Here is an 11,359-nt window from a genome sequence, read left to right on the forward strand (position 1 = left end):
GCCACCCCCGGCACCCGCCGGGCCGCGCCCCGTCGGCGCCGGTCCCGGGGCCCGGGCCGCCGCGGCCGCCGGGCCGCCGGTGCGGTTCCGGTCCTCCCGCCCCGACCTGCTGCTCTGCGGGGCCCTGCTCCTGCTGATCGTGTTCGTACAGGGCTGGAACATCACCCACTTCCCCGCCCTGAGCGACGACGAGGGCACCTACCTCGCCCAGGCGTGGGCCGTCCAGCAGGGCGAGGGACTCGCCCACTACACGTACTGGTACGACCATCCGCCGCTCGGCTGGATCCAGATCGCCGCCCTGACCTGGCTGCCGTCCCTCCTCGTGCCCGAATGGATGACCGTGGCGCCGATGCGCCTGTCGATGGTCGCCGTCTCCGCCGCGAGCTCCGTGTTCCTCTACGTCCTCGCGCGCCGGCTGTGGCTGCCGCGTTGGGCCGCCGGCCTGGCGATGGCCCTGTTCGGGCTCTCGCCGCTCTCGGTCGTGCTCCAGCGGGAGATCTTCCTCGACAACCTCGCCGTGATGTGGATGCTGCTGGCCTTCTGCCTGGCCGCGTCCCCGCGGCGGCACCTGTGGCACCACTTCGCGTCCGGTCTTGCGGCCGCGACCGCCGTGCTGACCAAGGAGACGATGCTGGTGGTGCTGCCGGCGCTGCTGGTGACGATGTGGCGGCACAGCCACCCCGACACCCGCAAGTTCGCCGTCACCGGCGCCGTCACCGCCTGCGCACTGATCGGCCTGTCGTACCCGCTGTACGCGCTCCTCAACGACGAGCTGCTGCCCGGCCCCGGGCACGTCTCCCTCATCGACGGCATCACCTACCAGATGAGCCGGCCGGGCTCAGGCTTCCTCCTCACCCCCGGCTCCGGCTCGAACGGCGTCCTGCGCTCCTGGCTCTACTACGACACCGTCCTGCCGCTCGGCGGGCTGGCCGGCGCGCTCCTGCTGCTCGCCACCGTCTCCCGGTCCGTCACCGCCCGCGCGCTCGCGGGCCCGGCCCTGGCCGCCGCCATCCTCGCGGCCGTCGCGCTGCGGCCCGACGGCTACCTGCCGGCGATGTACGTCATCCAGGCGCTGCCGTTCCTCGCCCTCGTCCTCGCCGGGGGCGCGGCCAGCGTCACCCACGCCGTGCTGCGGCGCCGCCGCGCGGCCGGGGAGCGCCGGGTGCTCACGTACGGGCGCCGGGCGCTGGTCGGCGTGCTCGCCGTCGCGGCCGCCGCGTACGTCCTGCCGCGCTGGTACGAGGGCAACCGCACCGCGCTCACGGCCGACGCCAACGGCCCCTACCGGCAGGCGGCCGCCTGGCTCGGCCGCGAGGTCGCCGACCCGGCACACACCCGGGTCCTGCTCGACGACGCGCTCTGGCTGGACGCCGTCCACCACGGCTTCGAGCCGGGGCTCGGCGCCATCTGGTTCTACAAGGCCGACCTCGACCCGGCCGTCACGCAGACCCTGCCCCGCGGCTGGCGGGACATCGACTACGTGGTCTCCTCGCCCACGGTCCGCCGGGACGCCCGGGACCTGCCCCGGGTCAGGGCGGCGCTGGAGCATTCGACGGTGGTGGCCGTCTTCGGCTCCGGCGAGGACCGCATCGAGATCCGCCGGACGGAGTCCGCCGGCCACCCGGACGGGAGCTGAGGCCGGCATGGGCGAAGAACTCCGCACCCCGCACGCCCCGCACGCTGCCCCGCACGCCCCGGTCCTGACGGACGCGGCCGAGGAGCCCGCCCGCGGCGGCGTCACCCTGATCATCCCCACGTTCAACGAGGCGGGGAACATCACCGAGCTGCTGGACCGGCTCACCGCATCCCTCACCGTCGCCCTCCCCGCCGGCACGCCCTGCAGCGTGCTGTTCGTGGACGACTCCACGGACGACACCCCGGAGGTCATCGAGAAGGCCGCCCCGGGCTGCCCGTTCCCCGTGGCCGTCCTGCACCGCGAGACCGCGGACGGCGGCCTCGGCGGGGCCGTGGTGGAGGGGATCAAGCGGGCGGCCGGGGATTGGGTCGTCGTCATGGACGCGGACCTCCAGCACCCGCCCCACCTGGTGCCCGAGCTGGTCGGCGAGGGCGAGCGGACCGGCGCCGACCTCGTCGTCGCCTCCCGCTACCTCCCCAGCGGGAGCCGTGCCGGACTCGCCGGGGGCTACCGGGTCGCGGTCTCACGCGGGGCGACCTGGCTCGCCAAGGCGCTCTTCCCGCGCGCCCTGCGCGGCATCAGCGATCCGATGAGCGGCTTCTTCGCCATCCGCCGCTCGGTCGTGACCGCCGAGGCCCTCCGGCCCTCGGGCTACAAGATCCTGCTGGAGCTGGCCGTGCGCTGCCGCCCGGCGAGGACCGCCGAGGTGCCGTTCGTCTTCCAGGACCGCCACGCCGGCGAGTCCAAGTCCACCGCCCGCGAAGGGATGCGCTTCCTCACCCACCTCGCCGCCCTGCGGTCCGCGACCCCGCTGGCCCGGATGGTCGGCTTCGGGCTGGTCGGTCTCTCCGGCTTCGTCCCGAACCTGATCGCGCTGTGGCTGCTCACCCGCGCCGGGATGCACTACCTGCCGGCCGAGATCGCCGCCAACCAGGCGGGGGTGCTGTGGAACTTCGCCCTCATCGAGGGGCTGCTCTTCCGCGACCGCCGCCGGCACCGCCACTGGGCGGACCGCCTCGGCCGGTTCGCCCTGCTCGCCAATGCCGACCTTCTCCTGCGCCTGCCGCTGATCGCCCTGTTCGTCGCCCGGCTCGGGCTGCCGGTGCTGCCGGCCACCGCCCTCGCCCTCGTCACCACCTTCGTCCTGCGGTTCGCGGCCACCGAGGCCCTCGTCTACCTGCCGCGCAGACCGCACCGCGGGCCGCGCAAGGCCCGTACGCCGCAGGCCTGAACGCCGCGGCCCCGTACCCCGTGGCCTCGTACGCCGTGGCCCCGCACGCCGCGCACCGCACCCACCACCACCAAGAGCTGACCGAGCCGCACAGAAGGGAACCCCCATGCCGGCGAACATCCGACGGCGGGCCGGGCGGCGGGCCGCCCTGGCCGCCGTCGGGGCGATGACCGCCGGCCTGCTGCTCACCGCACCGCAGCAGGCCGCGGCCGGACCGCCCAATCTGCTCACCAACCCCGGTTTCGAGACCGCCGGCGCGCCCGGCGCCGACATGCCGTCCTGCTGGGAGAAGTCCGGCTGGGGCGACAACGACTTCACGTTCGCCACCGTCGCCGACGCCCACAGCGGCACCAAGGCGATGCGGGTCTCGCTGACCCGCCGGGTGACCGGCGACCGCAAGGCCCTGGTCACCGAGACCGCCACCTGCGCCCCGACCGTCGTACCGGGCCGCCAGTACGACCTGTCGGCCTGGTACAAGTCGGACACCCCGGACGTGTCGGTGACCGTCTTCCGCCATGACACCACCGCCGGCTGGCAGTACTGGACCGACCTGCAGAACCCGCCGGTGAGTGCCGGCTGGTCGCGTACGCAGGTGCGCACCCCGGCCGTCCCGCCGAACACCGACAAGATCAGCTGGGGGCTGTCGATCTACGGGACGGGCTCCGTCACCTCCGACGACCACGCCATGGAGGAGGTCGGCGCGCCACCGCCGCAGCCGTCCTGCTCCGGCACCCCGGAGGAGTGCGCAAAGGGCAAGTGGGAGGTGATCCCGGCGAAGAACCCGGTCCGCTCGATGCACGCCGTCGTGCTCCACAACGGCAAGGTGCTGCTGATCGCGGGCTCCGGCAACGACATCTCGCAGTTCAACGCGGGCACCTTCACCTCGGCCGTGTACGACCCGGCGAACGGCAGCTTCAGGACGATCCCGACGCCCGTCGACATGTTCTGCGCGGGCCACGTGCAGCTGTCGGACGGCCGCGTCCTCGTCATGAGCGGCAACAAGGGCTACCCGTCCGTCGACGGCAAGATCGGCTACCAGGGGCTGAGGGACAGTTACGTCTTCGACCCGGCGACCGAGTCGTACACCCGGACCAACGACATGAACGGCGGCCACTGGTACCCGTCGGCGACGATCCTCGGCAACGGCGACGTGATCTCCTTCGGCGGCCTGAAGGAGGACTCGACGGGCAACGTGACCGCCGAGAGGTTCTCCGCGGCGCAGAACAAGTGGCTGCCGATGAACGAGGTCAACCAGACCTGGTCGTACTGGGGCCTGTACCCGTCGATGATCCTCATGCAGGACGGGCGGCTGTTCTACTCGGGCAGCCACACCTTCGGCAACGGCACCCCGGGCACCGGCGCCTCGATCTACGACTACGACGCCAACACGATCACGGACGTGCCCGGCCTGCGCAACAAGGACGAGCGCGACGAGTCGGCGAGCGTGCTGCTGCCGCCCGCCCAGGACCAGCGCGTGCTGACCGTCGGCGGCGGCAACAACGAGCGGAACCCGGCGGCGAACCGGCTGACCGACCTGATCGACCTCAAGGCGCCGAACCCCGTGTACACGCCGGGCCCGGACCTTCCTCAGGGCCTGGTCGACACCGGCCAGGGCAAGCGCCCGCAGACCGGGGCCGAGGGCAAGATGTACGTCTCGGCCGTGCTGCTGCCGGACGGCAAGGTGCTGGAGACCGGCGGCGGCCTGCACGACCGGGCCGACCCGGTGTACGAGGCCTCGTTCTTCGACCCGGTGACCAACACCTACCAGGCGGGGCTGCCGGCCGACCCGGTGCCGCGGACGTACCACTCGGCGGCCTTCCTGATGCCCGACGGCCGGGTGATGGCGGTCGGCGACAACCCGGGCAACGGCACGTACAACCACAACGTGTCGGTCTACAGCCCGCCGTACCTGTTCAAGGGTCCGCGCCCGCGGCTCACCTCGGTCATCGACCGGCAGTGGACGTACGGGGACACGCAGCGGATCACCGTGGACCGGCCGATCGCCAAGGCGGAGCTGATCCGCCCGGCCGCGGTCACCCACTCCTCCGACCCCAACCAGCGGTTCGTGGACCTGCCGCTGAGCGTGGTCAACGACACCACCGTCGACCTCAACGTCACCAGCAACCCGAACCTGGCGCCGCCCGGCTGGTACATGCTCTTCGGGGTCGATGCGAACGGCGTCCCGTCGGTGGCGACCTGGGTGCACCTGGGCGGCCCGTCGGCCCTCGCGGCCGCGGACGAGGCCCCGTCGCCACACGTCCACGACTTCGCCGACGCGCCGCAGGCCGCGCCGAAGCAGAACCCGGGCAAGCGGGACTCGGTCCCGGTGCCGCCGAGCGTCGCCGGCTGCGACCGGCACTACGGCACCGTCAACCAGTGCGTCCCGACCCGCTTCCCGGAGGGGGTGCAGGAGACCGCGCAGGCGCGCTGCGCCTGGCTGGAATCCCACCGGTACCCGAAGCGGATGAAGGTCCACGGCAGCGACCCGCTGCGCCTGGACCCGGACGGCGACGGCCGGGCCTGCTGAGCGCTCCGCAGGAAGTGAGCGCTCCGCAGGAAGTGTGGGCGCTCCGCGGGAAGTGTGGGCGCTCCACAGGAAGCTCCGCGACGGGCCGGCGATCGTCTGCCGGCCCGTCGCGGCCGGTGCCGACCCGTAGCGGCCGGTCGCGCCGTTCCCCGCGCCCCTTCAGGGGCGGTGGTCCCGGTGCCCCACCCGCCCGGAGGGCGGGCCGTCCGCTCAGTGCCGGTAGGCGGCGAGCGAGATGCCGACGTAGTGCGCGACGAACGCCGCGAGCGTCAGCGAGTGGAAGACCTCGTGGAAGCCGAAGAAGCGCGGGGAGGGGTTGGGGCGCTTGATGCCGTAGATGACCCCTCCCGCGCTGTACAGCAGCCCGCCGACGACGACCAGCACCAGGACGGCGATGCCGCCGGTGCGCAGGAAGTCGGGCAGGAAGAAGACGGCGGCCCAGCCCATCGCGATGTAGCAGGGGGTGTAGAGCCAGCGCGGGGCGCCGACCCAGAAGACCCGGAAGGCGATCCCGGCGGCGGCCGCGAGCCAGACCGCCCACAGCAGCGTCCGTCCGGTGGAGGGCGGGAGGAGGATCACGGTGAGCGGGGTATACGTCCCTGCGATGATCAGAAAAATGTTGGCGTGGTCGAGGCGGCGCAGGATCGCCTCGCCCCGCGGGCCCCAGGTGCCGCGGTGGTACACGGCGCTGATGCCGAACAGCAGGCAGGCCGTCAGGATGTAGACCCCGCAGGCGATCCGCGCCTCGGCCGAGTCCGTGAAGGCCATGAGCGCCAGGCCCGCGACGACCACGGCGGGAAACATTCCGGCGTGCAGCCAGCCGCGCATGAGCGGCTTGGCCTCCGGTGCTGCTGTGGCGGCCGGCCCGGCGGCGGCCTCCGGCGCGACTGCGGCGTCAGAAGTCATGGTCATCATGCTACCTACGGGTCCGTAGGTTTTCGGCAGTCTGCTTTACGGAAGATTGACGGGAGTGGCGATGCTCACGTGAGAGGCCCTCTGGACATATGCGCACATGCACCGGATGATCAGATGAGTGCGGTCGGCACCGGATGAGCAGAGCGCGAAGCGTCCGGGTCGCAGCCCCCACGGGGCATACACCAAACAAACCCCTCAACAAGGAGCAATCGTGGCGCGCGACAACGCGGCTCCCACTTCCGTACCGACGAACCACAAGGACCTGATCGCCTGGGTCGACGAGATCGCGGCGATCACCGAGCCCGACAGTGTCGTCTGGTGCGACGGTTCCGAGGCCGAGTACGAGCGCCTGTGCGGGGAGCTCGTCGCCAAGGGCACCTTCAAGAAGCTCGACGAGTCGAAGCGCCCGAACTCGTACTACGCCGCCTCCGACCCGTCCGACGTCGCGCGCGTCGAGGACCGGACCTTCATCTGCTCCGAGAAGGAAGAGGACGCCGGCCCGACCAACCACTGGATGGCCCCTGCGGAGATGAAGGACATCTTCGCGGGAGAGAAGGGCATCTTCCGCGGCTCCATGAAGGGCCGGACGATGTACGTCGTCCCGTTCTGCATGGGCCCCCTGGGCTCCGAGCTGTCCGCGATCGGCGTCGAGATCACCGACTCCGCCTACGTCGCGGTCGCCATGCGCACCATGACCCGCATGGGCAAGGCCGTCCTCGACGAGCTCGGCACCGACGGGTTCTTCGTCAAGGCCGTCCACACCCTCGGCGCTCCGCTCGCCGAGGGCGAGGCCGACGTGCCGTGGCCCTGCAACACCACCAAGTACATCTCGCACTTCCCGGAGACCCGCGAGATCTGGTCCTTCGGCTCGGGCTACGGCGGCAACGCCCTGCTCGGCAAGAAGTGCTACGCCCTGCGCATCGCGTCGGTCATGGCGCGCGACGAGGGCTGGCTGGCCGAGCACATGCTGATCCTCAAGCTCACCCCGCCGGCCGGCGAGGGCGAGCCCAAGTACGTTGCCGCAGCGTTCCCGTCGGCCTGCGGCAAGACGAACCTGGCCATGCTGGAGCCGACCGTTCCCGGCTGGACGGTCGAGACGATCGGCGACGACATCGCCTGGATGCGCTTCGGTGAGGACGGCCGCCTCTACGCGATCAACCCCGAGGCCGGCTTCTTCGGTGTCGCCCCCGGCACCGGTGCGCACACCAACGCCAACGCCATGAAGACGATGTACGCCAACACCGTCTTCACCAACGTCGCGCTGACCCCGGACGGCGGCGACGTCTGGTGGGAGGGCATGACCGAGGAGCCCCCGGCCGAGCTGATCGACTGGAAGGGCAACCCCTGGACCCCGGCGTCCGAGACCCCGGCCGCCCACCCGAACGCCCGCTTCGCCGTCCCGGCCGCCCAGTGCCCGACGATCGCCCCCGAGTGGGAGGACCCCAAGGGCGTCCCGATCTCCGCGATCCTCTTCGGCGGCCGCCGCGCCTCCGCCGTCCCGCTGGTCACCGAGTCCTTCGACTGGAACCACGGCGTCTTCATCGGCTCGAACATCGCCTCCGAGAAGACCGCCGCCGCCGAGGGCAAGGTCGGCGAACTGCGCCGCGACCCGTTCGCCATGCTGCCGTTCTGCGGCTACAACATGGGCGACTACATGGCCCACTGGATCAAGGTCGGCGCCTCCGCGGACCCCGCGAAGCTCCCGAAGATCTACTACGTGAACTGGTTCCGCAAGAACGACGCGGGCAAGTTCGTGTGGCCGGGCTTCGGCGAGAACAGCCGCGTCCTGAAGTGGATCGTCGGCCGCCTCGACGGCACCGCCGAGGGCGTCGAGACCCCGATCGGCATCCTGCCGACCAAGGCCTCCCTCGACCTCGAAGGCCTCGACATCGCCGACGAGGACCTCGACTTCCTCCTGACCGTCGACAAGGAGGTCTGGCGCGAGGAGGCCGCCCTCGTCCCCGAGCACCTCAACACCTACGGCACGCACACGCCGAAGGAGCTGTGGGACCAGTACCACGCCCTGGTCGAGCGCCTGGGCTGACGAAAAACCGCTCTGTCCGGCATGACCGCCCTGTCCGACAGGGCCGCCCTGCCGGACAGGGCCCGAAGATGTGGGAGCCCCCGACCAAGCGGTTTCCCACCGTAGTGGGAGCCCCCGACCAAGCGGTTCCCACCGCAGCCACGGCCTGCCTGTCAGGAGCGTCCGCGCTCCTCCGGGCAGGCCGTGTGCGTTTGCTTTGTCGGCTGCGGCGGGCCGCCTCCGTCTCGCGGGCGGCGGGCCGCCTCCGTCTCGTGCAGGTCCGCCGTCACCCGCTGCCGCCGCCACCGGAAGCCCGCATTCCGCGAGGAGTCGGGTGAACACCGGCTGACCAGGCCGTCCCGGTTCGAAATGCCGTATGAATCCGCCGGTGCTGGCAGCGGGGGCGGTCGGCCGTCAGGATCGGGGCATGGCCGTGAGCGTGAGCGGTAGCGCGTTGAAGTGGCAGGGATGGGCAGTCGGCCTGTCGGCGGTGGCCGCCCTGCTGGTGTTCGCCCCGCTGGGCCTGTACGTGTGGGCCGGCGACGGCTCGGGCGGTGCGCCGCCGCCCCGGGCCGCGACGGCGGACGTCCGGGTCACCGGGTGCAGGGTCGACGCGGCGAGCCGGCGGGTGGTGGCGGCCGTGGAAGCGGCGGGCCGACCCGGGGGCGTCGGCGCGTACGTCGTCACGGTCGAGTTCCGGGAGCAGGCCGAGCCGGTGCCGGGCGGGCGTGCGGCGCAGGCGCTGGTGAAGGTGCCCGGGGTGGCCCCCGGGGCGGTGGAGCGCGGGGAGGCGGTCGGGCCGGTGTGGCAGGCGGCGGCGGTGCCGTGGTGCGGGGTGGCCGCGGCGGAGTTCACACGTGCGGAGCCCACGCCGGCAGCGCCCGCGCCGGGGCCGTGAGAGAGCGTGAGGGCATCCACGCGGAGTCTGTCAGGATCGGACTCAGTTTTAGAATGAATCCAATGTAGGATGGTCTCCTGACCGCAGGAGGCCACCTCATGTACGAGCCGATCCGGACCAAGCCGGCCGTCCACCGTGTGGGCGGCCACCCCGCCGGCAGCCACGGCAGCTACCCGCACAGCACTCGGGCCGAAGCACTGGACCACCAGCTCGCCGGCCACCTCTCCGCCCTGCTCACCGTCACCGACCAGCTGGGCCTCGACGGCGAGGGGGCCCGGATCGCCGCCCAGGTCGCGCGCCTGCGCGGCAGCGAGCCCGTCCGTGCGCCCCGGGCGCTGGAGGCGGACCCGGCCGCCCTCCACCGGCGCGCCCACGACCTCGCCGGCCGGGCGCTCGTCGTGGCCGCGTCCCGTGCCGACACCACCGTCGCGATCCTCGCCGCCGAGCGGATGGACGCGCACGCCGCCGCCCTCGACCCGGACCCGGCTTCCCGGGACCTGGCCGGGCGCCGCTGACCGGCCCCGGCCCGGGGTCGCGCAGGCTCCGGGCCGGGTGCCACGTGGGGCGCGCGGGGGGCGGTGATTGCGGCTGGTCGCTCCTGCGGGTTGCGGCTGGTCGCACCCGTGGATTCCGGCCGGTCGCACCCGTGGGTCGCGGCCGGCCCCACTTGTCGGTTGCTGCTGCTCGCAGCCGACGGTTACGGCTGGCCGTAACCGTCCAGGAAGTTGCCGATCCGCGTCACCGCGTCCGCGAGGTCCGTCGCGTTCGGCAGGGTCACGATGCGGAAGTGGTCCGGCTCGTTCCAGTTGAAGCCCGTACCGTGCACCACCATGATCTTCTCGGCCCGCAGCAGGTCCAGGACCATCTGCCGGTCGTCCTTGATCTTGTAGACGGCCGGGTCGAGCCTCGGGAACAGGTACAGCGCGCCCTTCGGCTTCACGCAGGTGATGCCCGGGATCTGGGTGAGCAGGTCGTACGCGGTGTCCCGCTGCTCCAGCAGCCGCCCGCCCGGCAGCACCAGGTCCTCGATGGACTGCCGCCCGCCCAGCGCCGTGGCCACGGCGTGCTGCGAGGGCATGTTCGCGCACAGGCGCATGTTGGCCAGGATCGTCAGGCCCTCGATGTAGGACGCCGCGTGCTTCTTCGGGCCGCAGACCGCCATCCAGCCGGAGCGGTAGCCGGCGACGCGGTAGTTCTTGGAGAGCCCGTTGAAGGTGAGGGTCAGCAGGTCCGGGGCGATCGCGGCGGTGTTCGTGTGCGTGGCGCCGTCGTACAGGATCCGGTCGTAGATCTCGTCGGAGCAGACGATCAGGTTGTGGCGGCGCGCGATGTCGGTGAGGCCCCGCAGCATCTCGTCGTCGTAGACGGCGCCGGTCGGGTTGTTCGGGTTGATGATGACCATCGCGCGGGTGCGGTCGGTGACCTTGCGCTCGATGTCGGCCAGGTCCGGCATCCAGTCGGACTGCTCGTCGCAGCGGTAGTGCACGGCGGTACCGCCGGCCAGCGACACGGCGGCCGTCCACAGCGGGTAGTCCGGGGCGGGGACGAGGACCTCGTCGCCGTCGTCGAGCAGCGCCTGCATCGCCATCTGGATCAGCTCGGAGGCGCCGTTGCCGAGGTAGATGTCCTCGACGTCCAGCTCGATGCCCTTGGTCTGGTAGTGCTGCATGACCGCGCGCCGCGCGGAGAGCAGCCCCTTCGCGTCCCCGTAGCCGTGGGCGCTGCCCAGGTTGCGGAGCATGTCCTCAAGGATCTCCGGCGGGCAGTCGAAGCCGAAGGCCGCGGGGTTGCCGGTGTTGAGCTTGAGGATGCGATGACCTGCTGCTTCGAGCCGCATCGCCTCTTCGAGGACGGGGCCGCGGATCTCGTAGCAGACATTGGCGAGCTTCGTTGACTGGATCACCTGCATAACAGGAGCTTAAGGGGCCGGGGGGTGGGCGGCGGCGGAATTCGTGCTGCAGGATGGCGGTTGAAATGTCTGCTTTCCGTAACAGGTGGGTAGGGGTGCGGTCCGCCCTTGGAAACGCGGGCCGGGGTCCGGCTTTGCTTGCGGAATCCGCGGGTCGCTGTGGGTGGGCGCGGCGCGTGTTGCGCTCGTCACTTACTGCGGCGTGGGCGCGGGGTGGGTG

Annotated in this window: 8 protein-coding genes; 6 read left to right on the forward strand and 2 right to left on the reverse strand. The window is 71.9% G+C overall.

The annotated features are described in order from the left end of the window. The first annotated feature begins 79 nt into the window (after positions 1–79). From HYE82_RS27590 to HYE82_RS27600, 3 genes are all read left to right on the forward strand, one after another. The gene (locus tag HYE82_RS27590) at positions 80–1,636 is read left to right on the forward strand and encodes a phospholipid carrier-dependent glycosyltransferase (RefSeq protein WP_179176885.1); all 1,557 of its coding nucleotides are present in this window, start codon (positions 80–82) and stop codon (positions 1,634–1,636) included. A 7-nt stretch (positions 1,637–1,643) separates the two neighbouring features. Further along, positions 1,644–2,867, forward strand: coding sequence for a glycosyltransferase family 2 protein (locus HYE82_RS27595; RefSeq protein WP_179176880.1), 1,224 nt, complete (start codon positions 1,644–1,646; stop codon positions 2,865–2,867). Positions 2,868–2,973: 106 nt separating this feature from the next. Continuing rightward, positions 2,974–5,394 (forward strand): galactose oxidase-like domain-containing protein, encoded by a 2,421-nt coding sequence (locus tag HYE82_RS27600; RefSeq protein ID WP_256987786.1) that lies wholly within the window; start codon positions 2,974–2,976, stop codon positions 5,392–5,394. 210 nt (positions 5,395–5,604) lie between these two features. On the opposite strand, the gene HYE82_RS27605 is transcribed toward HYE82_RS27600, so the two are convergent. After that, positions 5,605–6,222, reverse strand: a complete 618-nt coding sequence (locus HYE82_RS27605; RefSeq protein WP_179176887.1) for a hemolysin III family protein — start codon at positions 6,220–6,222, stop codon at positions 5,605–5,607. A 298-nt stretch (positions 6,223–6,520) separates the two neighbouring features. Here HYE82_RS27605 and HYE82_RS27610 point away from each other — a divergent pair, with 298 nt between their 5' ends. The 3 genes from HYE82_RS27610 to HYE82_RS27620 all read left to right on the forward strand — a co-directional run bounded on the left by HYE82_RS27610 (position 6,521) and on the right by HYE82_RS27620 (position 9,745). Then, on the forward strand, positions 6,521–8,353 hold the full coding sequence (locus HYE82_RS27610) for a phosphoenolpyruvate carboxykinase (GTP) (RefSeq protein ID WP_179176881.1): 1,833 nt from the start codon (positions 6,521–6,523) through the stop codon (positions 8,351–8,353). A 406-nt stretch (positions 8,354–8,759) separates the two neighbouring features. Next, positions 8,760–9,230, forward strand: a complete 471-nt coding sequence (locus HYE82_RS27615; protein ID WP_179176882.1) for a hypothetical protein — start codon at positions 8,760–8,762, stop codon at positions 9,228–9,230. Positions 9,231–9,328: 98 nt separating this feature from the next. Then, a complete protein-coding gene (locus tag HYE82_RS27620; protein WP_179176883.1) occupies positions 9,329–9,745 on the forward strand; it encodes a hypothetical protein in 417 nt (138 codons plus the stop codon). Positions 9,746–9,927: 182 nt separating this feature from the next. On the opposite strand, the gene HYE82_RS27625 is transcribed toward HYE82_RS27620, so the two are convergent. Next, entirely contained in the window at positions 9,928–11,139 is a 1,212-nt protein-coding gene (locus HYE82_RS27625; RefSeq protein WP_179176884.1) for a pyridoxal phosphate-dependent aminotransferase, read from the reverse strand. Positions 11,140–11,359 lie beyond the last annotated feature (220 nt).

Source organism: Streptomyces sp. BR123, assembly GCF_013401435.1.
Lineage (GTDB): Bacteria > Actinomycetota > Actinomycetes > Streptomycetales > Streptomycetaceae > Streptomyces.